Annotated in this window: 18 protein-coding genes; 9 read left to right on the top strand and 9 right to left on the bottom strand. The window is 71.8% G+C overall.

All coding sequences use genetic code 11. The features are described from left to right. Positions 1–10: 10 nt before the first annotated feature. The 3 genes from Mam01_RS15480 to Mam01_RS15470 all read right to left on the bottom strand — a co-directional run bounded on the left by Mam01_RS15480 (position 11) and on the right by Mam01_RS15470 (position 1,380). The gene (locus Mam01_RS15480) at positions 11–553 is read right to left on the bottom strand and encodes a TlpA family protein disulfide reductase (protein ID WP_204286020.1); all 543 of its coding nucleotides are present in this window, start codon (positions 551–553) and stop codon (positions 11–13) included. A gap of 84 nt (positions 554–637) precedes the next feature. Next, a complete protein-coding gene (locus Mam01_RS15475; RefSeq protein WP_204286019.1) occupies positions 638–1,153 on the bottom strand; it encodes a MauE/DoxX family redox-associated membrane protein in 516 nt (171 codons plus the stop codon). 20 nt (positions 1,154–1,173) lie between these two features. After that, entirely contained in the window at positions 1,174–1,380 is a 207-nt protein-coding gene (locus tag Mam01_RS15470; RefSeq protein ID WP_150936583.1) for a hypothetical protein, read from the bottom strand. 175 nt (positions 1,381–1,555) lie between these two features. Between Mam01_RS15470 and Mam01_RS15465 the strand changes: the two genes are divergently transcribed. Beyond that, positions 1,556–2,053: a S26 family signal peptidase gene (locus Mam01_RS15465; protein WP_204286018.1), complete on the top strand. Its 498-nt coding sequence runs from the start codon at positions 1,556–1,558 to the stop codon at positions 2,051–2,053. On the opposite strand, the gene Mam01_RS15460 is transcribed toward Mam01_RS15465, so the two are convergent. Next, a complete protein-coding gene (locus Mam01_RS15460) occupies positions 2,031–4,214 on the bottom strand; it encodes an AfsR/SARP family transcriptional regulator (RefSeq protein WP_204286017.1) in 2,184 nt (727 codons plus the stop codon). The two genes, Mam01_RS15465 and Mam01_RS15460, sit on opposite strands and share 23 nt — an antisense overlap. A 305-nt stretch (positions 4,215–4,519) precedes the next feature. On the opposite strand from Mam01_RS15460, the gene Mam01_RS15455 reads away from it, so the two are divergent. Both Mam01_RS15455 and Mam01_RS15450 read left to right on the top strand, forming a co-directional pair. Continuing rightward, complete coding sequence (locus tag Mam01_RS15455) at positions 4,520–6,865, top strand: ATP-binding protein (RefSeq protein WP_204286016.1); 2,346 nt, start codon at positions 4,520–4,522, stop codon at positions 6,863–6,865. Between the two features lie 290 nt (positions 6,866–7,155). Next, entirely contained in the window at positions 7,156–7,767 is a 612-nt protein-coding gene (locus tag Mam01_RS15450) for a YdeI/OmpD-associated family protein (protein ID WP_204286015.1), read from the top strand. A gap of 265 nt (positions 7,768–8,032) precedes the next feature. Here Mam01_RS15450 and Mam01_RS15445 read toward each other — a convergent pair whose 3' ends face one another. Next, positions 8,033–8,980, bottom strand: a complete 948-nt coding sequence (locus tag Mam01_RS15445; RefSeq protein WP_204286014.1) for a helix-turn-helix transcriptional regulator — start codon at positions 8,978–8,980, stop codon at positions 8,033–8,035. A gap of 62 nt (positions 8,981–9,042) precedes the next feature. Between Mam01_RS15445 and Mam01_RS15440 the strand changes: the two genes are divergently transcribed. Together Mam01_RS15440 and Mam01_RS15435 are read left to right on the top strand one after the other, a co-directional pair. Continuing rightward, positions 9,043–9,984, top strand: coding sequence for an alpha/beta fold hydrolase (locus Mam01_RS15440; RefSeq protein ID WP_204286013.1), 942 nt, complete (start codon positions 9,043–9,045; stop codon positions 9,982–9,984). Between the two features lie 284 nt (positions 9,985–10,268). Further along, positions 10,269–10,580, top strand: coding sequence for a hypothetical protein (locus Mam01_RS15435; protein ID WP_204286012.1), 312 nt, complete (start codon positions 10,269–10,271; stop codon positions 10,578–10,580). A gap of 850 nt (positions 10,581–11,430) precedes the next feature. Here Mam01_RS15435 and Mam01_RS15430 read toward each other — a convergent pair. Further along, positions 11,431–15,060 carry a hydantoinase B/oxoprolinase family protein gene (locus tag Mam01_RS15430; RefSeq protein ID WP_204286011.1) on the bottom strand — a complete coding sequence of 1,210 codons (3,630 nt, stop codon included), beginning with the start codon at positions 15,058–15,060 and terminating at the stop codon, positions 11,431–11,433. 326 nt (positions 15,061–15,386) lie between these two features. Here Mam01_RS15430 and Mam01_RS15425 point away from each other — a divergent pair, with 326 nt between their 5' ends. Continuing rightward, positions 15,387–16,802, top strand: coding sequence for a hypothetical protein (locus Mam01_RS15425; protein ID WP_204286010.1), 1,416 nt, complete (start codon positions 15,387–15,389; stop codon positions 16,800–16,802). A gap of 100 nt (positions 16,803–16,902) precedes the next feature. Here the strand turns inward: Mam01_RS15425 and Mam01_RS15420 are convergent, their stop codons facing one another. Both Mam01_RS15420 and Mam01_RS15415 read right to left on the bottom strand, forming a co-directional pair. Continuing rightward, positions 16,903–17,076: a hypothetical protein gene (locus Mam01_RS15420; RefSeq protein ID WP_204286009.1), complete on the bottom strand. Its 174-nt coding sequence runs from the start codon at positions 17,074–17,076 to the stop codon at positions 16,903–16,905. Further along, a complete protein-coding gene (locus Mam01_RS15415) occupies positions 17,070–18,260 on the bottom strand; it encodes a glycosyltransferase family 2 protein (protein ID WP_204286008.1) in 1,191 nt (396 codons plus the stop codon). The genes Mam01_RS15420 and Mam01_RS15415 overlap by 7 nt, the downstream gene beginning before the upstream one ends. A gap of 138 nt (positions 18,261–18,398) precedes the next feature. Between Mam01_RS15415 and Mam01_RS15410 the strand changes: the two genes are divergently transcribed. Then, positions 18,399–19,016, top strand: a complete 618-nt coding sequence (locus Mam01_RS15410) for a class F sortase (protein WP_239101323.1) — start codon at positions 18,399–18,401, stop codon at positions 19,014–19,016. Positions 19,017–19,028: 12 nt separating this feature from the next. Here Mam01_RS15410 and Mam01_RS15405 read toward each other — a convergent pair whose 3' ends face one another. Further along, a complete protein-coding gene (locus Mam01_RS15405) occupies positions 19,029–19,700 on the bottom strand; it encodes a type 1 periplasmic-binding domain-containing protein (RefSeq protein WP_204286006.1) in 672 nt (223 codons plus the stop codon). Positions 19,701–19,875: 175 nt separating this feature from the next. Between Mam01_RS15405 and Mam01_RS15400 the strand changes: the two genes are divergently transcribed. Next, positions 19,876–21,087, top strand: coding sequence for a HupE/UreJ family protein (locus tag Mam01_RS15400; RefSeq protein ID WP_204286005.1), 1,212 nt, complete (start codon positions 19,876–19,878; stop codon positions 21,085–21,087). 115 nt (positions 21,088–21,202) lie between these two features. After that, the gene (locus tag Mam01_RS15395) at positions 21,203–22,723 is read left to right on the top strand and encodes a purple acid phosphatase family protein (RefSeq protein ID WP_204286004.1); all 1,521 of its coding nucleotides are present in this window, start codon (positions 21,203–21,205) and stop codon (positions 22,721–22,723) included. The last annotated feature ends 103 nt before the right edge of the window (positions 22,724–22,826 follow it).

Below are 22,826 nucleotides of genomic sequence, written 5' to 3'. Positions count from 1 at the left end.
CGCGGGACGGTCATCGGGCGCGGGACGGCGCGGGCAGCAACCGATCCGGCTCGTGGCCGGTGGCGGTGACCGTGGCGTCCGGGCCGACCAGGAAGAACGACGGGAAGGCCGCGACCGCGAACGCGCCGGTCATCGCCCCGCCCTCGTTCTCCACGACCACCCTCACGTCGTCCGCCAGCGCGGCGAGCAGGTCGGCGGGCTCCTCCTGGCCGGTCACGATCACCGCCAGGGTCCGTACACCGGCGGCCGCGGCCTCGCCGGCGGCAGCGGCGAAGCCCGGCGCCTTCGGCAGGCAGTGCCGGCAGTCGGTGCTGAAGAACCCGACGAGGGTGGGTGCGCCCGCGAGATCGTCCGCGCTGACCTCCGTGTCCGCGACCGTGCGGGCGGAGAAGGCGGGGACCTCGGCCCCCACCGCGAGTCCTGCGCTTTCCGGCCTCCCGGCGGAGGTCTCCTTGACGATCTTCCGGAGTTTCCTGATGACCGCGCCGGTGAGGAGCAGGTTCACCAGGACGAGACCGCCGAGGAGGATGACGGCGGCGGCAAGCACGGCCATGGGCGTTCCCTTCGGTTGGAGGGTCGGTGCGCTCAGGAAGGTCGGCGCGCTCAGGTGATTCGGCGGGCCGGCGGGAGGTCGGGGTCAGCGGAAGAGGTGGGCCAGGTCGTCGAGGAGCACGACGGCGGCGACGGCGACCGAGGCCCCGAGCAGGCAGAGCGCGGCGGCGGGCAGGGCGACGGGTGCGGCGTCCGCCGCGGGCGTCATGACGGCTCCGGCGGCGGCGCACACGACGAGCACGGCGTTGCGCGCGACATCCCCGCGGCTGATCGGATCGTCCGATCCGCCGAAGCACCGGCACGGTTCGGCCGTGCCCCGCCGCAGTGCCGCGGCCAGGACCACGGCGAACGCGAGGAGCAGGCCTCCCGCGAGCAGGAGGCCCGCCCTGCCGTCGCCGTCGAGGCCGGGCGCCGCCAGCAGGGCCACGGTTCCGGCCTCGACGGTGACGACGACCACGGCGGCGGGCGGCCCGAGAGGGATGGGAAGGCCGCCGAGCCGCCGTACCGCCGTGGCGAACTCACCGAATGCGCGCCGCGTCCGCAGCTTCGCGATGACGGAGACCAGGAAGACTCCCATCAGCACGAGCCGGAGCGTCAGCACGGCGTAGACCATCGGACCTGTCAGCAGCTTCCGATGGTGTACAGGGCGCCCGCGCAGCCGTACTGGATCTTCCGGACGCAGATGCCGCCGGTGGGGTTGGGGTAGCAGTTGTACCAGCAGTTCTGGTTGTACACCTCGGTGCGGGTACAGATGTCGGCCTGAGCTTCCGCGCCGGGGAGCAGCCCTTGGAGCAGCCGGTCACCGAGGCGGTTCAGAGTGCGGAGCATGCGTTTTCCCTTCGCTGGGTCCGGGCGTGGAAGGCCGCCCGCTCTGTGAGGATGCTCTGCCCGGCCTTCGCCGCGGTTGCGGGTGGTTGCGCGGCGGGCCGCAGGCGGCGCGCTACCGGGGCGCAACCGCGGCCGTCGAGAATCACGATCGCTCGACCGGGCCGAAGGGTTGATCATGCGATATTTCGTGATTCTGCTGTCGCTGGCCGTGGCGGCAGGGGTCGTCGCCGCCCGGCGCCGCCTCGTCGTGATACGGGTGGCCGGGACGAGCATGGTTCCGACGTACCAGCCGGGAGATCGGGTGCTGATCCGGCGCGGCGGGCGCGCGGCGCTGCGGCGCGGCCAGGTGGTGGTCTTCCGGCGCCGCCCGCCGGACGGCGCCGGCCTGCCGGACGGCACGGGCCTGCCGGACGGCACGGGCCTGCCGGGCGGCACGGGCCGCTCGGCCGTGCTGGGCGAGACGTCGTGGCTGATCAAGAGGATCGCCGCCGTGCCGGGCGACACGGTGCCCGACCAGGTGGCGGCGGGCGTGCACGCCGCGCCGGGCGAGTCGGTCCCGGCCGGCCGGCTCGTGGTCCTCGGCGACGGCCCCGTCAGCAACGACTCCCGGCACTGGGGGTACCTGCCGATGGACGAGGTGCTCGGCGTGGTCATCCGCAGCCTGTCCCGTTGAATGAGACCCGGTCCGCGACGAGCGGCGGTTCCGTCCCTCGGCCGGCGGCGTAACGGCATGGGGCGGCGCGGGAAACGGCGGCGGCCGGGTGTTGCGGCAGGCCGCGTTCCGCCGTCCCGGCCCTGGCGAGCAGCGCGCCGAGGACACGGGTGACCGCCTTCTCCCGTTCGCCGTCGGTCTCCTCCAGTTCGGCGCGTTCCCGGGCGTAGGCCCGTACGAAGTCGTGGAAGCGGTAGCGGAACCGGCCGTCGGAGTCGTCGCCCGCACAGCTCAGCAACTGGGCGTCGACGAGCAGGTCGGCGTACGCCTCGGCCTCGCGCACGGTGACGCCGAGGGCCGCCGCGAGCATCCACGCCGTGAAGTCGGGGACGTCGAGCAGGCCGAGCATCCGCAGCGCCCGCCTGGTGGCCGCGTCGAGCCCGCGGTAGTCGGCGTCGAGTCTCGCCCGCACCGACAGGTCGCCGGCGACGAGCTCGTCCAGGCGCCGCCGCTCCTCCCGCAGGCGGCCGGCCAGGTGGTCGGGAGTCCAGTGCTCGCGCTGCGCGAGCCGTTCTCCGGCGATCCGGACCGCGAGGGGCAGGTGACCGCAGAGGCGGACGATCTCGGCCGCGACGCCGGGCCGGGCCGCGAACCGCTCCGCCCCGGCGATCCGCCCGAGCAGCGTCGCCGCCGACGCCGGGTCGAGCGCGTCGACGCGTACGGCGCGGGCGCTCAGCCCGGCCGGCCTGCGCCTGCTCGTCACCAGGACGGCGCAGCCCGGGCCGCCCGGCAGGAGCGGCCTGACCTGCTCCTCGCTCGCGGCATCGTCCAGAACCACCAGCACGCGGCGGTCGGCCAGGACGGCGCGGAACAACCGCCCGCGCTCCTCCAGCCCGTCCGGCACCGACCGCGCGGCCACGCCGAGGGCGGTCAGGAGACGCGCCAGCGCCTCGGCCGGGTCGGCCGGTCGCGGGCGGGTCCCGTGCAGGTCGACGTAGAGCCGGCCGTCGGCGAACGTCTCCCCCAGGCTGTGGGCGACGTGGATCGCGAGCGTCGTCTTGCCGGCGCCCGCCCTTCCGTACAGCGCCACGACCGGCGTCGCGGGCGGGTCTCCCGCGCCGGTGAGACACCACCGCAGCGATTCGGCCGGCCCGTGACGCCCGACGAGGTCACCGATGTCCGGTGGCAGCTGGCACGGCGCGGCCACCACGGGCCCGGCGTCCTCCTCGCCGCCCTGGTCCGCCACGTCCGTACGGCGGGCGGACAGGACGGCCGCGCTTTCCCCGTACGCCTGCTCCTCGGGGCCGAGAAGCAGGCCGGCCACCGAGCCGGACGCGCCACCGTTATCACCAGGCCGATCACCGCGCCGATCACCGCGCCGATCGTCACGGTGAGCGTCACGGTGATCACCGCCGTCATCGCCGGTGTCGCCCCGCAGGACCGCCTCGTGCACCCGCCGCAGCGTGTGGCCGGGTTCCACGCCGAGTTCCTCGCCGAGCATGGCGCGCACCCGCTGGTAGACCCGCAGGGCCTCGGCCTGGCGCCCGGCGCGGGAGAGGGCCAGCATGAGACAGGCGTGCAGCCGTTCCCGGTACGGATGCAGCTCGGCCATCTCGGTCAGGCCGGTGACCAGTTCCGCGTGGCGGCCGCACGTCAGGTCGGCCACGGCCAGTTCCTCGCAGGTCAGGAGCCGCTCCTCCTCCAGCCGCCGCGCCTCGTCGGCCACGAGCGTCCCGTCTCCGGAGTCGGCGAAGGCGGGCCCCCGCCACAGGCCGAGCGCCCGCCGGAACAGCGCGCCCGCCTTCGCCGGGTCCGCGTTCCTCCGCGCGGCCCGCCCGGCCGCCGTCAGCTCGCGGAACCGCAGGGCGTCGAGCTCCGGCGGCGAGACGGCGGCGGTGTAACCACCGGGGCCGTGGACGACGCGGTCGCGATCACCCAACGCCCGCCTGAGCCGCAGCACGTAGATCTGCAGCGTCTTGTGCGCGCTGGGCGGCGGATCGTCGCCCCAGAGGGCCTCGACCAGCGCCGGCACCGCCACCGGCCTGCCCGGCGTGCACAGCAGGGTCGCGAGCAGGCGGCGCGGCATCGCCGCGCCCAGCCTGACGGGGACTCCGTCACGGCTCATCCGCAGCGGCCCGAGAACGTCGAACTCGAACACCATCACCCCCGTGACATCGGTCATCGCGATCGGCGAAGCCTCCGGCGTGTTCCTCCCGTTCCTCCCGTTCCTCCCGTCCCTCCCGTCCCGCCGGCGTCCCCGAAGCCCCGGCGGCTCCGCCGTCCGGTGGATGTCAGCGCTGCCCCCGTCGCGAGCGCCGACCCGGAGCGTCCCGGCTCTGTCAGGGCCGGTGAGGCCCCTCCAGCCAACCAGCGGCGGCGGCCCCGGCGGCAGGCGCTCGACCGGCGGTTGACCGGCGGTTAAGCTGCCGTCCGCGCGAACGTGATCGAAAACCGTGGGCCGACGGAAGGGAGTCGATGTTCGGCGGCATGCTGCGTGGCCTGCGTATCCGGGCGATGCTCACCCAGGAGGAGCTGGCCGCGCTGTCCGGCGTCAGCGAGCGGCAGATCCGGGAGATCGAGTCGGGCCGGGTCCCGGTGCCCCGTGCCGGCACCGTCCGGATGCTCGCCGACGCCCTCGACCTGTCTCCGGAGGACCGGGCCGCCTTCCAGCTCGCCGCGCAACCCGGGGCCCCGCAGCCCGAGACTCCGCGTCCGAAGGCCGGGCAGCCGGACACCGGACAACCCGACGCTGGGCAGCGCGAGGCCGCACTGTCCGCCGCGGCGCGGCCCTTCACCGAACAGCCCGAGGCCTCGAGACCGGACAGCGCGCAGCCGGAAACCGGGGAACCCGGGGCCGGGCGGCGCGAGGCCGGACGGCCGCCGGTGCCCGAGCAGCTGCCCTCCGACGTCGACGGCTTCACCGGCCGGGCCGAGGCGCTGCGCGTGCTCGACGCGGCCACGTCCGCGGTGGTCGCCGTCTCCGGCCCCGCCGGGGTGGGCAAGACGTCCCTCGCCGTCCACTGGTCTCATCGGGCCGCGCCGCGCTTCCCGGACGGCCGGCTGTACGTGGACCTGCGCGGCTTCTCCCGCCACGACGCGATGGAGCCGGCGGAGGTGATCCGCGGGTTCCTCGACGCGCTCGGGGTGCCGCTCGACCGCGTTCCGTCCGGCCTCACGGCACTGGTGGCGCTCTACCGCAGCCACTCCGCCGGGCGCGCCCTGCTCGTCGTGCTCGACAACGCCCGCGACGCCGAGCAGGTCCTGCCCCTGCTGCCGGCCGGCCCCGCCGCCCGTACGATCGTCACCAGCCGCCGGCGGCTCACCGGACTGGTGGCGGAGACCGGCGCCACGGCGCTGACGCTCGACGTCCCGGACCTCCCGGAGGCGGTCGAGCTCCTCGGCCGCCGGCTCGCCCCGGCCGCGGAGGGCGGCGACGCGGTGGCCGCGATCGCGGCCGCGTGCGGACGGCTCCCGCTGGCGCTGGCCCTGGTCGGCGCGCGGGCGCAGCTGACCGGGTTCCCGCCCGAGGCGATCGCCACCGAGCTGCGCAATCCCCGTGGCCGGATCGCCGCGCTGGAGATCGACGCCGTCTTCTCCTGGTCCTACGACGCGCTCAGCCGGGACGCCGCACGGCTGTTCCGGCTGCTCGGGCTCGTCGCAGGCGCCGACATCGCGCTCGCGGCCGCCGCCGCTCTGGCCGGCCGGGCGCTGCCCGAGGTCCGGCGTACGCTGGCCGAGCTCACCGACGCCAGCATGGTCGTGGAACACGCGCCCGGCCGCTACCGGATGCACGACCTGCTGCACGCGTACGCCGCCGAGCGCGTCCGGGCCGAGGAGTCCGAGGCCGGTCGGCAGGCGGCGCTGACCCGGCTGCTCGACCACTACACGCACACCGCCTATCACGCCGAGCTCGTGCTGAACCCGGTGCGCGCGCCCATTCCGATGGCTCTCGGCACGCCCGTGGACGGCTCCGAGCCGAAGCCGGTGCTCGACCTCACGGCCGCCGTGGAGTGGCTGAAGACCGAGTACTCGGTGCTGCTGGCCGCGCTGCGGCAGGCCGAGGAGGAGGGGATGCACCGGCACGCGTGGCAGCTGAGCTGGGCGCTGGACACGTTCCTGAACGACGAGCGGCGCTGGCACGACGAGGGGGCGGCGTGGGCGGTGGCGCTGCGCGCCGCGACCGCGATGACCGACCGGCCGGCGGCGGCGCACGCGCACCGCTTCCTGAGCGCCGTGCACGGCAGGCTCGACCGGTTCGAGGAGGCGCACGCCCACATGCGGGAGGCGCTCCGGCTGAGCCTCGCCGCCGGAGACCGGGCGGGTGAGGCGGAGAACCGCTTCGTGCTGTCCTACGTCTACTGGCTGCAGGGCGACGGCGAGCGCGCGCTCGACCAGGCCGGGCGGTCGCTGGCGCTCTTCACCGAGATCGACGACCCCTACTGGGCGGGCAAGGCCGCCCTCGCCGTGGGCTGGTACCTCTCGGAGCTCGGCTCCCTCCAGGAGGCCCTGCCGTACCACCTCCAGGCGCTGGAGCTGCAGCAACGGGCCGGCGACCGGCCGAACGAGCTGGTCACCCTCGACACGCTGGGCGTGCTCCACCAGCGGCTCGGCGACCCGATGAGCGCGATCCCGCACTTCCGGCGCGGCCTGCGGCTGACCGCCACGACGGACAACCCGGCCCTGCGGGCCCAGCTGCTCGGCCACCTCGGCGACGCGAGCGAGGCCGTGGGAGACCCGGAGACGGCCCGCGAGCACTGGCGGGAGGCGTACGAGATCCTGCGTGGTCTCGGCCACCCCCACGCCGCCGACCTGCGCCGCAAGCTCCAGGCCTAGGCGTCCACGGCACCTACAGCTTCGCCCTGCCCGACCTCACCCCCCGGCGCCCTCCGCGACCTGCCGGACCCCGACGGCACCGAGGATGATGACGAGATCTGAGTGAAGGGGTCTCGATCGCCGAGGCCGGCGCCGGCGTCGCGTCGATCTGGGAATCCATCGCGACCGCCGACGGGTCCTCCGCACAGCCGGCGGGGTCGGCCCGGTAGAGGGTGGCGGAGCCGCCGGCGCCAGCTCAACGAGCCACCCGGACCAGTCGCGACACCGGGTCGCGGTACTAGCCTGCGGTGGTGACCGGAACCGAACTGGACGAGTTGATCGTGGCTGACAGCTCGGCGCTGCGCGCGTGGCTGCTGGGCAACCACACTGCCTCTCCTGGCGTGTGGCTCGCCCTGACCAGGAAGGGCGGCTCTGTCACCATGCTGACCTGGCAGCAGGCGGTCGATGAGGCACTGTGCTTCGGCTGGATCGACGGGCAGGCCCGCAAGCGCGACGAGGAGAGTTCCTGGAGGCGGTTCACCCCGCGCCGGTCCCGCAGTATCTGGTCCCAGCGCAACGTCGCCAACGTGGACCGGTTGGAGGCGGCCGGCCTGATGCTGCCCGCTGGCCGTGCCGCGGTGGAAGCCGCGAAGGCCGACGGGCGGTGGACGGCCGCCTATGCACCGCCGTCGGAAGCGGAGGTCCCGGCCGACCTGCGAGCCGCGATCGGCGCCGACCCAGCGGCGCAGGCCATGTTCGAGGTGCTCACCAAGACCAACCGCTTCGCTCTCATCAGCCGGGTCAATGCCGTCAAGCGAGCCGAGACGCGCACCCGGAAGATCGCCGAGTACGTGGTGATGCTGGCCCGGCACGAGACGATCCACCCTCAGCGAGCCAGGCCGACGGACCCGCCGACGTCATGACCGTCTGCCAGAACAGACGAACCCACGTTGTTCACCAGAACTGTGCTCTCGAAACTCCGTCTTGTCCGCTTCAAGAAGCGTGAAGATCTCCACTGGTGCACGGTCCGAGAAGTGCGACAGCTGCAGGTCGCGTCGGCGTACCTGCGCTTCGCTGAAGCGTAGGCATCGCAGGAAGATGACGGAGAGGCGATCGGCAGTACCTTCCCGCGATCGAATCATGCTCGTCGAGCATGCTCAGCACGTGGCCTGAGCGCCCGTGCCGGCGTCAGCTGTATCGCTCGACGAGGGCGTTGCCGATCGAGGCCAGGTGGTCTCGCACACCCGGGGGGCCGGTCACTTCGAGCCATTCGACCAGCCCGGCGAGTTCGCCGGCGAGGGTGTGGTCGTCGTGGCCGCGGATCACGACGTCGATGCGTCCGTCGGTCGTGGTGCCTCCGACTTCGAGTCGGTCGCCGTACCCGATCCGGAGAATGCCTATGGCGTGGGGCGCGCAGACGGCCTGGACCTCCAGAGGTGTTCGTTTGCGGTCGATCTCGTCGGCGATCTCGCGCCAGCTCTCGGCGAGGTCGAAGTCCTCGGGCCGGTGCACGGGATCGCCGGTCGGGTCGGCGGATGTCACGCGGTCGATCCGGAAGGTCCGTCGGCCGGTTTCGGTGTGGGAGACGAGATACCACGCCGGGCCTTTGGCGACGATGCCCAGCGGGTGGACGGTCCTCTCGGTTTCGGCGCCTTTGCTGTCGACATAGCCGAGCCGCACCTGGACGCCGCGGATCACCGCGTCCTGGAGGTCGTCGAGGAAGCGAGGTGGTCGGTGCTCGACCCGGCTCGACCCCCATCGTCGCGGGTCCATGACCAAGGATGATGCTGCTGCTTCGGCTTGGGCGCGGAAGGGTTCCGGCAGGGCTTGGACGAGTTTGCGCAGGGCTGCTTTCACGGCCGGGGTCGCGGCCGAGGCCGGGCCGGCGACCAGGAACAGGGCGCGGGCCTCACCCGCGGTCAACCCGGACAGGTCGGTCCGGGCGCCGCCCACCAGGCGCCAGCCGCCGCCCCGTCCTTGCGTGGAGTACACGGGCACCCCGGCCATGGCCAGGGCGTCGAGGTCGCGGCGGGCGGTGCGCTCGGAGACCTCCAGCTCCCGGGCGACCTCTGCCGCTGTCACCTGCTCGCGCCGTTGCAGCATGAGGAGGACGGCCACCAGCCGGTCGGTTCGCACGCCCACAAAACTCCCACACAAACCGGTCATGAGGTGACCGGTTTCGGCGTCAGGATGGCGCCATGACCTCAACCGATTTCCCCAAGCCCACCCTCATTCCGGTCAACGGTGTGGAGCTCGAAGTCTTCGAAGCGGGCCGGGAGAACGCGGGAAGGCCCGTCGTGCTCTGCCACGGCTGGCCGGACCACGCCTTCACCTGGCGCCACCAGATGCCCGCCCTCGCCGCGGCCGGCTACCACGTCATCGCCCCGAACCAGCGCGGCTACGGCAACTCCTCCCGCCCGGCCGAGGTGACGGACTACGACATCGAACACCTGTCGGGTGACCTCGTCGCGCTCCTGGACCACTACGGATACCAAGACGCCACCTTCATCGGCCACGACTGGGGCGCGTTCGTCGTCTGGGGCCTGACCCTGCTGCACCCCACCCGTGTGAACAAGGTGATCAACCTGAGCCTGCCCTACCAGGAGCGCGGGGAAAAGCCGTGGATCGAGTTCATGGAGGACATGCTCGGCGGCGACTTCTACTTCGTCCACTTCAACCGGCAGCCGGGCGTCGCCGACGCCGTATTCGAAGACAACACCGCCCAGTTCCTCCGCAACCTGTACCGGAAGAACCAGCCGCCGCCGGAGCCTCAGCCGGGCATGGCACTGATCAACCTCGCCAGAGCGCAAACACCCCTCGGCGAACCCATCATGAGCGACAGCGAACTGGCCGTCCTCGTCTCCGCCTTCGAAACATCCGGATTCACCGGCGGCATCAACTGGTACAGGAACCTCGACCGCAACTGGCGCCTCCTGGCGGACGTGGACTCGATCATCCACCAGCCCGCCCTCATGATCTACGGCGACCGGGACCCGGTCGCGAGGTCGGAAAACCTGGCAGAGTTCGTACCCAACGTGGAAGTGGTCTGCCTGGACTGCGGCCACTGGATCCAGCAGGAAAAACCCGAAGAAACAAACCAGGCCATTCTCAAATGGCTGGACAAGCGGGATGACGCCTAGCGTCCTACCTGGGCCGCGATCCAGGCTGGGGGGTGTTCCGTTGGGGGATCCCCTTACGGAACACCGCCCCGAGGGCTTCCCGAACCCTGGGGATTGAGCGGCTCGGTCCATCCCACGCAGGCCCGCATCCGGAACCAGCACCCGCATCGGACCGGTCAGCGGCGGTAAGCCCTGCCCCATCGGCTCGCTAACGCCACTGGCCGTAGGGTTGCTGCACAAGCCCCAGATCGAAGGCGAGTAGATCGTGGAGCCCGCCGACCTGCTGGACGACCCCGATTTCGTGCATGACCGGCCGTGGGCGATCCGCTCCCGCAGGCCTGCCCGCCTCCCGCGTCCCGCCTCGCGGACGCGGGCCCGGCACCCCGGCCGGCGCCAACCCGATGCCGCAGCTGATCTCCTGGTTCGCGCTGGGCATCAGCGAGGTCGTCCTGACCAAGCCCACCCTCGGCGACACCGGGGCGCGAATCGACGTGCCGAGCCTGCGTGAGTCCTACAGCGAGCTGGACGAGATCGAGCCGCTCGGCACCATCGCGGCCTCCTACGTCGACCTACGGGTGATCGCCCGCGAGGTCGTCTGGACCGGCGTCCCGCCGTAGGCAGGGCGCGGACCACCGCGGTCATCGTCCGCCGCCTGCCTACGCCCGGAGAAGGATGAGCAGCGCCCCGAGAGCACGCCGAGGCGGCGGAGAACCTGCTCGCCGCCGCAGAGGGCAACGACCCGGGGCACATTCCGTCACGGTCAGACCCTGTTGTGACCGGGCAGGTGAGGCCGCTGCGGGGAGGCCTCGGCGTCGCGAAATCAGAACACGCGACACCCTGGGGCTGTGGGTTCTACATCGCAGATATCCAGGTGGGGTGAAGGGGGGTAGGGGCGGGGTGTTCCGCCGCCTGTCCCGCCGTCGGGGCTCCCGCCACCGGGGGGAGGCGGCGGCGGCTGCGGCGTACCGCCGCCACCACCGCCACCGCCGCCGCCTGTAGTGGTGCCGCCTCCGCTGCCGCCATCCGGCTCGCACACATAGAAGTCGCAGTTTGTCGGCATCGCCGCGGCGGGGCCGGCGCTGATCAGGCTTGCGGCGCCTGCCGAGAAGAACAGTGCCATGACCATCACGGCCTTGTGTTTCTTGTTCATCCAGTCATCTCCTTTCGTTGTGAGACACACGAAAGGATCACCGCCTGCCCTTGGGAACTGGTTGTGGATCAATGAGAGCCGCTGCCGTCTGACTGGACGGGTAGGCGGGATGCGGCCAGGCCGACCAGGGAACCCCACCCGGAGTGGGAGGCCCACGTGCATACCTATGCAGGATTGATCACGAGAATGTGTATTCGTACAAGCTACACATTGGTAGAGCGGCGCTTTCTACCTAGTGGGTGCCGCGGCGGCAGGGCCTGAGGCCCGAGATGGGAGGGGCAGGCGCGCAGGCCGCGAGTCACGCGGGCCAGGTCACGTCAGCCGCCGACCGGGGGGCCGTATCCTCCGCCGCCGGGCGTCTCGATCTCCAGCACGTCGCCCGGCCACACCCGGACCGAGTCGCATCCCGAGAGGCGGACCACGCTTCCGTCCGCGCGGCGCACCCGGTTGGCCCCCAGGGCGCCGGGCGCGCCGCCGGCCATGCCGTACGGGGGCACCCGGCGGTGGCCGGACAGCGTGCTGACGGTCATCGGCGCGCGGAAGCGGATGCGGCGCACCACCCCGTCTCCGCCCCGCCACCGTCCGGCGCCGCCGCTGCCGCGCCGGACGGCGAACTCCTCCAGCAGCACGGGGAAGCGCCATTCCAGCACCTCGGGGTCGGTCAGCCGGGAGTTCGTCATGTGGGTCTGCACCGCCGACGCCCCGTCGAACCCGTCGCCCGCTCCGGATCCCGAAGCGACGGTCTCGTAGTACTGGCGCCGTTCGTCGCCGAAGCTGACGTTGTTCATCGTCCCGGACCCCTCGGCCTGGACGCCGAGCGCGGCGTAGATCGCCCCGGTTATCGCCTGCGAGGTCTCGACGTTGCCCGCGACCACGGCCGCCGGGTACACCGGGGCCAGCATCGACCCCTCGGGCACGACGATCCGCAGCGGCCGCAGGCAGCCGTCGTTGAGCGGGATGTCGTCGTCGACCAGGGTGCGGAAGACGTACAGGACGGCGGCGGTGACCACGGCGGTCGGCGCGTTGAGGTTGGTGTCCAGCTGCGGCGAGGTGCCGGTGAAGTCGATCGTCGCGGTACGGCGGGCCCGGTCCACCGAGACGCGCACCGAGATCACGGCGCCGCAGTCCATCTCGTAGCGGCACCGGCCCTCGCGGAGCGCGCCGATCACCCCCCGCACCGCGCTCTCGGCGTTGTCCTGCACGTGCCGCATGTAGGCGCGCACGACGCCGAGGCCGAAATGATCGATCATCGCGCCGACCTCCTCGACGCCCTTGGCGTTCGCGGCGATCTGCGCGCGCAGGTCGGCGAGGTTGGTCGCGGGGTCCCTGGACGGGTACGGCGCCTCGGTCAGCACCCGCCACGTCTCCTTCTCGCGCAGGCCGTCGCGGTCCGCCAGCAGCCGGCAGTCGAACAGCACACCCTCCTCGTGCACGTTCCGGCTGCCCGCGGGCATCGATCCGGGGGTCAGCCCGCCGATCTCCGCGTGGTGGCCGCGGGAGGCGACGAAGAACAGGATCTCCGGGGGGTCGCCGCCGAAGACGGGGGTGACGACCGTGATGTCCGGCAGATGGGTGCCGCCGTGGTAGGGATCGTTGATCGCGTACACGTCGCCGGGCCGCATCGCGTCGCCGCGGCGGCGGACCACCTCCTTGACGCTGGCGCCCATCGAGCCGAGGTGCACCGGGATGTGCGGCGCGTTGGCGATCAGGCCGCCGCCGGAGTCGAACAACGCGCAGGAGAAGTCCAGCCGCTCCCGGATGTTCACCGACTGCGCGGTGGATCCCAGCCGGGCGCCCATCTGCTCGGCGATCGACATGAAGAGGTTGCCGAAGACCTCCAGCATCACGGGGTCGGCCTCCGTGGTCACGCCGGTGGCCTCCCGGCGTGACGTCACCCGTTCGAGGAGCAGGTGCCCGTACGGCGTCACCCCGGCCCGCCAACCCTCGTCGACGACGGTGGTCGCGTCGGCCTCGGCGACGATCGCCGGGCCGCGCACCACGTCGCCGGGACGCAGCCGGTCCCGTTCGTGGAGCGGCACCTCACGCCACGCCCCGCCGGTGAACAGCCGCACGAGTTCCGCCGGTGCGGGGCCGCCGGGCCCCGCCGCCCGGCCCATCTCCGGCGGATCGGGCTGGCCGGTCAGCCCGGCCACCTCGACGGAGACCGCCTCCGCGATCAGCGGACGGTCCATGAGGAACGAGTACGTCCGCAGGTGGGCGGCCTCGAACGCCGCCGCCATCGCGTCCCGGCCGGCCAGGTCGACCGGCAGCGGCGTGTCGGTGCCCTCGTACCGCAGCCGCACCCGCCGGGTCACCCGGATCCGCCGGTCCGGCACGCCCTCGTCCCGGAGCTCCCGCCTCGCCGCCGCCTCCAGGGCGTCCGCGAGGCCGGTCAGCCGCCGCGCCGCGGCGGGATCCAGCCGGGCCTCGACCGACTGCTCCCGCATCACGGTGGTGTCGGCGAGGCCCATGCCCAGGGCGGACAGCACCCCCGCCATCGGCGGCACCAGCACGGTGCGGACGCCGAGCGCGTCGGCCACCGCGCAGGCGTGCTGGCCTCCGGCGCCGCCGAACGTGGTGAGGACGTATTCGGTGACGTCGCGGCCCTTCCGCACGGAGATCTGTTTGATCGCGGCGGCGATGTTCTCGACCGCGACCCTCAGGTAGCCCTCGGCGACCTGCTCCGGATCGCGCTCGTCGCCGGTCCGGCGGCGGATCTCCGCCGCCGTCCCGGCGAACCGGCGCCGCACCTCGCCCGCGTCGAGGGGCAGGTCGCCGTCCGGGCCGAAGACCTTGGGGAAGTGGCCGGGCTGGACGCGCCCGAGCATCACGTTGGCGTCCGTGAGGCACAGCGGACCGCCGTTGCGGTAGCAGGCCGGGCCGGGGTCGGCGCCCGCGGAGTCGGGGCCGACCCGGTAGCGCCCGCCGTCGAAGCGCAGGACCGATCCGCCGCCCGCCGCCACCGTATGGATGGCGATCATCGGCGCGCTCAGCCGTACGCCGCCCACCTCGGTCTGGACCACCCGCTCGTACGCGCCGGAGTAGTGGGACACGTCGGTCGAGGTCCCGCCCATGTCGAAGCCGATCACCTTCTCGAAACCGGCGAGCGCGGACATGCGGGCCATGCCCACGATGCCGCCGGCCGGGCCGGACAGGATGGCGTCCTTGCCGCGGAAGTGCCCGGCCTCCGCCAGCCCTCCGTTCGACTGCATGAACATCAGCCGCACGCCGGGCAGTTGCCGCGCCACCGCCTCGACGTACCGGCGCAGGACGGGAGAGAGATAGGCGTCGGCCACGGTGGTGTCGCCCCGCGGCACCAGCTTCATCAGCGGGCTGACCTCGCCGGAGCACGACACCTGGGCGAAGCCCGCGCGCCGGGCCAGGCTCCCGATCGCCTGTTCGTGCGCCGGATGCAGGTGGCTGTGCAGGCAGACCACCGCGAGCGCGCGGACGCCCTCCTCGCGCAGCCGCCGCAACTCGGGCGCGAGCCGTCCGAGGTCGGGGGGCCGCAGCACCTCGCCGCCGGCCGTGATCCGCTCGTCCACCTCGACCACCCGCTCGTACAGCATCTCCGGCAGCACGATCCGCCGGTCGAAGATGCGCGGCCGGTTCTGGTAGCCGATGCGCAGCGCGTCGGCGAACCCCTTGGTGATCACCAGCGCGGTGCGCTCGCCCCGGCGTTCCAGCAGTGCGTTGGTGGCGACCGTGGTGCCCATCCGCACCGACTCGATCCGCTCGACCGGGATCGGCTCCCCGGCGGGAACGTCCAGCAGGGCGCGGATGCCCGCCACCGCCGCGTCGGGATAGCGCGCCGGGTCGTCCGACAGGAGCTTGCACGTCACCAGCCGCCCGTCCGGGCGACAGGCGACGACGTCGGTGAACGTGCCGCCGCGGTCCACCCAGAACTGCCACCGGCCCGCGGACGTCCGGTCCCCAGGCGTCGCCATACATCCCTTTTATCAGGACAGCCGTTTCACGGCCGCACGCCCCCGGTCCATTGATGGCAAGTCCGGGCAGATCACATCGAACGAGCGACGCCGGAAACGTTCGCCTCGGTTGTTTCCCCGTTCTTTGCACTCCCATTAGGGCGGCCGATCTTTTATCGGGACGGGTGCCCCGACCAGCCGCTGCTATGTTCTCGAATGCACGGCCACCATGAGAATCGGCGCGGCCGGGGTGTATGGAAATTTCGTTTTCCACGCATTCCAGAGGCGCATCAGCGATTTCGCGTCGGTAGATGCACAGAAACGATCCGGGCCAGTCAGGAGAACATGTGAGATCCCGTCCCTTTCGCACGCTGATAGCGGTGTCGGCCGCCGCCGTGCTCACGGCGGCGTTGGCGGTGAGCCAGAGCGCGGCGGCCGGCGTGCCGCGAGCCAACGACCCGTCGAACAACCCCGCGCCGATGACCCGGCTCAGCGTGAACACCAACACCCTCTACTCGCTGCGCTGGGACGAGGTCGGCCCCGACAACAGGCCGTACCCGGGGCTCATCACCCAGTTGCGCAGGGACCTGAACCTGGCCGGCCGGCCCCGCCTGCCGCTGTCCCGCGTGCTGGAGACGCCCAGCCACGTCGCCCCCAGCGACCATGCCGGCTGTCCGGAGGCCAAGGGCCCCGGTGGCGCGCTGGGCGGACCGCACCCGGTGCTCACCGACCGCTGGATCTGCTTCAACCAGGAGGACTCCACCAGCCGCGACTGGTATCCCCAGGGAGTCAGCGGCACCTGGGACGCGAACAGCGGCGGCTCCGTCGACGGGGTGCGGGCGTTCGCGGTCGGCTGGTATCACCGGACGAGCAGCGGCGACAAGACACCCAACGCGTCCCGTGTGTCGTTCGTGGACGAGGCGCAGGCCGGGCCGTCCGTGCACCGGTACCAGAACGTGCTGCTGGGGCTGCCGCGCTACCGGAACGGCCGGGTCACCTTCGAGTCGGTGCCGACCCACGCGGGCGGTCTCGTCTGGTATCACAACTACCTTCTGATCGCGGACGACGGCCAGCGGCGCGACTTCAACGGCATCCTCGTCTTCGACATGCGCGACCTGCTCGACCTCAGGGCGAGCACACGCGTGGCCGACGTGTCGGTGCCCGCGTACCGGCAGCGCCCTCTCGGCCTGCACAACGGCTGGTTCTATTCGAAGGGCTACCGGTTCCTCCTGCCGCTGCGCGGCATATGGCGGCCGTCGGTCGGCCCTCTGACCACGCCGCAGCCGTGCCACGCGGGCGATCTGCGCTACCCGCCGTGCTACACGTACGCGGGCCTGGACAGGAGCACCTCCCCGCCGAGCTTCCTCACGGGTGAGTGGTGCACGAGTTCCGCCTGCGGCACGGGACGCGTGGCACGCTTCCCGCTGATGCCGGACACCGCCTCCTGCGCCAGGGGCTGTCTGCGTACCTCGGACGGCACGGCGAGGCCGACCCAGGTGTTCACACAGCCGGCCCGCTACACGCAGGGCGGCGTGTCCTGGAAGGGGACGTACCAGTTCACCACGAGTCACGGAGGCGCCGCCGGGCGCTTCGTGACCCGGCCGGGCGCGACGACGGTGGCCCGTCACTACGCCGGCACGGGCGTCCAGGACCTCTACTGGAACCGGGGCACGAGCACGCCGATGCTCTGGTCCGTCACCGAGTTCCCGGGGACGGCGGCCAGGCCGCTGGGCAGGCGCGTGCTGTACGGCGTCCATCCCTGATCCCGGCTGAGGAAGGCCCCTCTCGTCACGACGGCGAGAGGGGCCTTCCGTCGTCTCACCCCACGCGAGGGCCGCGGGCGCCGGGCGCCCCGAACCGGGGTCAGGCCTCGCGCTTGGGGATGATCCGCTTGACGGCCACCGCGGCCGACACCAGCGTGAAGAGGCCAAGGGCGACCCAGAGCGCGTTGAAGCCCATGAACGGGGCGGTCAGCGCAGCACCGCCGAAGCCCGCCGCAACGCCCCCGATGGGTGGGTTGTTGTACATGTTCACCATTTCCTTTCCCGACGCCACGCGGCGTCCCAGAAGGCTTTCGCCTGTGCGATCTGCAGAAACACATCGAAGATCATTTCGACGAACAGCAGGGCGGCGACGGCCATCTGCCCGCCGCCCCTGCTCCGGACGGTGACGATCCGCTCGATCATGAAGACGCCCGTCACCGCCACCCAGAGCGGATGGAATTCGAGCGTGCCCGTGACGGCGATCGACCAGGCCGTGGCGCCGAGGTACGCGAAGATCACGATGATCCCGACCAGCGACAGGAGCTGGCGGCCCCAGTAGGGCAACGTGACCCGCGTCCAGCCGTAGTCGGTGAGGTTCTCCAGCGCGCCCCGCTTCCACCGCAGGCGCTGTTTGAACAGGTCCCTCCAGGTCTCCATGACCTCGGTGGTGAGCGTGCACTCGGCGGGACACAGGATGCGGAACCTCAGGTGCAGCAGCGCCAGGGTGAGCTCGTTGTCCTCGGTGAGGACGCGCACGTCGTACACCTGGTCGCGACCGGGGAGGCGTCCGGTGCGGCGGGCCCTGACGACCTCCTTGAGGGCGAGCGCGCGGAAGAGCGTCGCCGTCCCGGTGAGCACCAGCGCCTTTCCGTGCAGCCTCCGCACGTCCCGGGCGTAGCGCGCGTACTCGTTGCGCTGGAACATGCCCACCATGCCGCCGCCCGGCTTGCCGGTGAAGGTGCCGCCCACCGCGGCCAGCTCGCCGGTGGCGAGCCGCAGCACGGCGTGGTGGACGAAACCGGGATCGAGCGCCGAGTCCGCGTCCATGACCAGCACCGCGTGCCGCGATCCCATCAGAGGAAGCAGCACTTCGAGCACCTGGTTGAGCGCGCCCGCCTTCTTGTGGCGGTTGTCGACCGTCCTGATGACCTCGGCGCCGTGCGCGTGCGCGACGTCCGCGGTCCTGTCCGTGCAGTTGTCCGCGATCACGATGATCCGGTTGGGCCTGCGCCGCTGAGCGTGCAGCGAGGTGATCGTCTCCGCGATCTGGTCCTCTTCGTTGTGAGCCGGGACCAGCACGGTGACGTGCATGCGCGAGTGGTCGACCTCCGGGAGGGCCCGCTTGCCGTCCGCGCCCTTCGCGGCCCGGTGGCGGCCCGGGCCGGCACGCTCGCGATCGAAGATCGCGGGGACGCGATCCGGCTGCGGCGGCCTGCGCAGAGTTTCTGACTGAACCACTAAAAACCGTCCAGATCTTTGCAAGCCGCCATATACCCCTTACTACTCACATGAGAGTACACGCGCGACCAAAGTGATTGGGTTACACGAAAGAGACATATGATGCGCGGGGAGCTTTCGATCAGAAACGGTGATCAAGTGGGCAGGTCCGTCGCCGTCCTCGTGGGCCTGTTCGCGGCCGTCGCCGCCGTCGTGGTGGTAGTGGGCCGGGCCGGCGACCACCCGGCGGCTCCGCCCGCCCCTCCCGCCGCCGTCTCCACCCCGCCGGCGCACCCGAAGGCCACGGCACGCGCGCTGTCCGCGTCACCGCCGGTCATGCTGGAGATCCCGCAGATCGGCGTGCGCACCACGCTGATGACGCTGGGCAAGAACCCGGACGGCACTCTGGAGGTGCCGCCTCTCTCCAGGGTCGGCGAGGCGGGCTGGTACCGCCTCGGCCCGTCGCCGGGCGCGCGCGGCCCCGCCGTCATCGCCGGTCACGTCGACTCGGCGAAGGGGCCGGGGGTCTTCTTCCGCCTGGGGGAGCTGCGCCCGGGCGACACGGTGAAGATCTCCAGAAAGGATCACAGCCAGGTGGTCTTCGAGGTGGACTCCCTGGAGAGCGTGCCGAAGGACCGCTTCCCCACCCGCAAGGTCTACGGGATGGTGAAATTTCCCGGCCTGCGCCTCATCACCTGCGGCGGAGCCTTCGACCACGCCACCGGGCACTACCGCGACAACGTCATCGTCTACGCCCACCTCGTCTCCGGCCGCTAGCTCCTCAATCGCCTAGTCCAGCCAGATCACGTTGCCGGTGAGGCCGCTGAGCACGGCCGCGACACCGGCCCGGACGGCACGTCCCGCGCGCTCGGGCGTGAAGCTGGCGGAGTCGTACGTCGAGGACATGCCGAGACCCTCGCCGCGGAACGACGCACCGGCCCAGTCGGCGGCGGTGACGTTCGCCGTGGGCTCGGCCAGTTCGGCGCCGACCACCAGGAACTGCTGGTCGAGGTGGTTGGGGGTGACCAGGGCCAGGGGGTCGACGAGCGCGTCACCGGCGCTGACGACGAGATCGGGCTTCAGGCCGATCGCCCTGCTGATGGCCGGGACGAAGTCGGCCGGCTTCGTGGCCGTGATGGTCCTCAGGCTGACGTGCTCCTCTTCGGCCCACTCCGTCACGGCGCTCACCAGCGTCCGGGTCTGGCGGTCCTCCCCCGCGGTGAGCAGCACCACGCGGTAGCCGTCCGACGGCCGGACCCCGTTCCACGAGCCGGGCCGGGGCGTGATCGTCGCCTCCGGCGCGGGCGAGACGGCCGGGAGGAAGCCCGGGCCCGGGGCGCCGACGGCGGTGGGCTTCCCGTGCGGCCGGGACCAGTCGTCGCCGGCGCCGCATCCGCCGGCCAGCAGGGCGGTCGCGACCGCCACGGCCAGCGTGCCGGCGGGCAGAAGCCGAGAGCGCATGAAGATCGTCCTTCGGGGCGGCGGGAAGTGCGCCTACTTCCTATCTCATCGAATGCACCCTTTCCGCCTTGAAGGGGTCTTCGCCGGGCTTGGTTAGCCATCGGTTCATTCACGAGATATCGGTCGTTCATCCGGATCGAGCAGATTTCGTACGCCAAGCCCGAAAAGGAGTAATATGTCCCCCGCCGCGCGGCGTCGTGTCTGTTCCGTCATCGCCGCCGTGACCGTGGCCGTCCTGTTCAGTGCCGTGCCCGCCCTCGCCCACGGGTTCACCTCGACGGTCTACGTCCACCTCGCCTCGCCTCAGACCGGGCACGTCCGCACCGAGCTCCAGCTGGAGTACGACCTGCTCGTCGTCTCCGCCGCCGACGCCGGGAAGGACGACACGCTCTTCAAAGCGGGCACCGCCGCGTTCGAGAACGGCGACGCGGCGGAGCAGGCCGCCGCGCTCGACGCGCACGCCGGCTCGGTCGTCGCGTACGTGACCGAGCGCTTCCGCGTCGCGGCCGGAGGCGCGGCGTGCGCCCCCACGCGGGACGGCGGCTTCACGATCGGGCGGCGCGAGGGCGTCCCGTACGCGCGGCTGGCCCTCGACTACCGGTGCCCGCGGTCCGCGGAGGCGCACGAGGTGCACAGCGAGCTGTTCCCGGGCTCCGAGGGCTATGTGCGCGACAGCAAGACGATCGTCACCTACGACCTCGACCTGAAGTCCGGAAGCACGGCTCTTGACGCCCAGAATCGGTCGTTCTCCACCGAACAGTCCTGGGCCGAGCGGTTCTGGCAGTTCTTCCGGCTCGGAGCCGAGCACCTGCTCGGCGGCGTCGACCACATCCTCTTCCTGCTGGCGCTCATCGCGGGATCACGCCGCCTGCGCGAGATCGTGCTCGCGGCGACGACCTTCACACTGGCCCACTCGGTGACCTTCGTCCTCGCGGCCCTCGGCCTCGTGCGGCTGCCCGCGTCGTTCGTCGAGCCCGTCATCGCCCTGTCGATCGCGGTGGTCGCGGGCTGGCACCTGTGGCGCGTCTGGCGGCGCCGATCACACGCCACGGATCTCGAGACGGCCGGTCACGGTCGTCTCGGCCTCGACCGGGCGGGCCAGACCCGGCTCGCGGTGGTCTTCTGCTTCGGCCTCGTGCACGGGCTGGGCTTCGCCGCGGCACTGGGGATCGACCAGGCCTGGTCGTGGACGCTGCTGTGGTCGCTGCTCGTCTTCAACGTGGGCATCGAGGTCGTCCAGCTGGCGATCATCGTCGCCGTCTTCCCGCTGCTCGCCCTGCTGCGTCACCGCCGGCCGGTCGCGGGGCTGTGGACGACCGGGGCGATCGCGGCGGGGGTGTCCGCGATGGGCCTGGTGTGGTTCGCGCAACGCGTGCTCGGGATCTGATCGCATCACAACTTCCGGCAAGCGCAACGGCCCGCCCGCCCGATGTTCACTTTCGCGACACGAAACCCCGAAAGCGTGCAAATCGCTCCAATTCCCCCTAAATGGATGGAAAGTAATGAAGCTCGACAACGGGACCAAGGGCTCCGGGCAGGTGCTGCGCCGGGTGGCCGTCAGCGCCACCGCGGCGGCTCTCAGCGCCACCGCAGTGTTCGGCGGCCTGGCGACCGCGGCCCACGCCGACAGCGCGACGCTCACCGGCATCGTCCTCGGCGTCGGCGCCGACGAGACGCAGCGCGTCGTGTCGTGGTATTCCTCGACCGGCACCGCGCAGGTGGTCCAGGTCGCGCCGACGTCCAAGCTCGTCAAGGGACAGTTCCCCGCGAACGCCGTGACCTACTCCGCCACGGTCACCGCCAACACCGTCAACGGCGGCTACAACGCGCACGCGACGATCGACAGCCTGAAGCAGAACACCGCGTACTCCTACCGGGTCGGCGCGGAGGGCAACTGGTCCCCGGCGTACTCCTTCACGACGCAGGACTTCAACGGCAACAACCTCGACTTCCTGTTCTTCGGCGACCCGCAGATCGGCTCGTCCGGCAACACGGCGAAGGACGGCGAAGGGTGGGCGGACACCCTGAACGTCGCCCTCGCCGCCAACCCGAAGGCCGAACTGCTGGTCTCGGGCGGCGACCAGGTCGAGACCGCCAACACCGAGACGCAGTGGGACGCGTTCCTCGCCCCCGACAAGCTGCGCCAGTATCCGTGGGCCGCCACCATCGGCAACCACGACGTCGGCGGCAAGGCGTACGAGCAGCACTTCTGGACGCCGAACACCGACCGGTCCGCGCCGTACTACAACGGCACCCCGGCGACCCGGTCGGGCGGCGACTACTGGTTCACGTACAAGAACGTGCTGTTCATCGACATCAACAGCAACGCGTACGCCAGTGGCTCCGACGCCGCGCACATCGGCTACATCAGCGACGTCGTCAAGCAGCACGGCGCCGGCGCCAAGCACACGGTGCTCATCTACCACCACGCGATCTACTCCCCGGCCGCCCACGCGAACGACTCCGACAACAAGGTGCGCCGTCAGGACTTCCCGACCGCCTTCTCGAAGCTCGGCGTCGACCTGGTCCTGCAGGGTCACGACCACAGCTACTCCCGCAGCTACGTGATCAAGAACGGGCAGAAGGCGAACGCGGACGAGCAGCCCGGCGCCGCCGAGGTGTCCAAGGGCCCGGGCGGCGTCGTCTACGTGACCGCCAACTCCGCGTCGGGCTCGAAGTACTACGACCTCACCGCTCCGGTCGAGGGCTCGGACTTCGGCCCCGACCCGCTGAACCCCAAGAGCCACTGGGCCAACTCGGTCGAGAACCAGGAGCACGTCCGTACGTACGTGCGGGTCCAGATGCGCGGCAACAAGCTGGTCGTCGAGAACATCCGCAGCGGCACCTGCGCCGCGCCCAACGCGGCGGTCGAGCTGGGCAAGGTGAAGTGGTGCGGCCCGGACAACGGCGCCACCACCGCCCCGGCGGTCGGCTCCACCGTCGACAAGGTCGTGATCCACACGAACGAGGGCAAGAGCGGGCAGGACGGGCCGGCGGCGGCCGGGTCCGACTGGCTGCAGTAGACCCCACAGTGACGCGCGGCCGGTCACGATGAGCTGATCCGGCCCGCTCGACCCCGGTGGGGCAGGTGCCCTCCGGCGCCTGCCCCACCGCACGCTTCCACGG

Origin of the sequence: Microbispora amethystogenes (assembly GCF_016863015.1) — a bacterium.
Lineage (GTDB): Bacteria > Actinomycetota > Actinomycetes > Streptosporangiales > Streptosporangiaceae > Microbispora > Microbispora amethystogenes.
This window is presented reverse-complemented; position numbering and strand designations above follow the sequence as displayed.

Bases quoted from the DNA above. Each gene is read 5' to 3' on its own strand.
- Mam01_RS15480 (WP_204286020.1), bottom strand. From the start codon at position 553: ATGGCCGTGCTTGCCGCCGCCGTCATCCTCCTCGGCGGTCTCGTCCTG.
- Mam01_RS15470 (WP_150936583.1), bottom strand. From the start codon at position 1,380: ATGCTCCGCACTCTGAACCGCCTCGGTGACCGGCTGCTCCAAGGGCTG.
- Mam01_RS15465 (WP_204286018.1), top strand. From the start codon at position 1,556: ATGCGATATTTCGTGATTCTGCTGTCGCTGGCCGTGGCGGCAGGGGTC.
- Mam01_RS15460 (WP_204286017.1), bottom strand. From the start codon at position 4,214: ATGACCGATGTCACGGGGGTGATGGTGTTCGAGTTCGACGTTCTCGGG.
- Mam01_RS15455 (WP_204286016.1), top strand. From the start codon at position 4,520: ATGCTGCGTGGCCTGCGTATCCGGGCGATGCTCACCCAGGAGGAGCTG.
- Mam01_RS15440 (WP_204286013.1), top strand. From the start codon at position 9,043: ATGACCTCAACCGATTTCCCCAAGCCCACCCTCATTCCGGTCAACGGT.
- Mam01_RS15435 (WP_204286012.1), top strand. From the start codon at position 10,269: ATGACCGGCCGTGGGCGATCCGCTCCCGCAGGCCTGCCCGCCTCCCGC.
- Mam01_RS15430 (WP_204286011.1), bottom strand. From the start codon at position 15,060: ATGGCGACGCCTGGGGACCGGACGTCCGCGGGCCGGTGGCAGTTCTGG.
- Mam01_RS15420 (WP_204286009.1), bottom strand. From the start codon at position 17,076: ATGGTGAACATGTACAACAACCCACCCATCGGGGGCGTTGCGGCGGGC.
- Mam01_RS15405 (WP_204286006.1), bottom strand. From the start codon at position 19,700: ATGCGCTCTCGGCTTCTGCCCGCCGGCACGCTGGCCGTGGCGGTCGCG.
- Mam01_RS15400 (WP_204286005.1), top strand. From the start codon at position 19,876: ATGTCCCCCGCCGCGCGGCGTCGTGTCTGTTCCGTCATCGCCGCCGTG.
- Mam01_RS15395 (WP_204286004.1), top strand. From the start codon at position 21,203: ATGAAGCTCGACAACGGGACCAAGGGCTCCGGGCAGGTGCTGCGCCGG.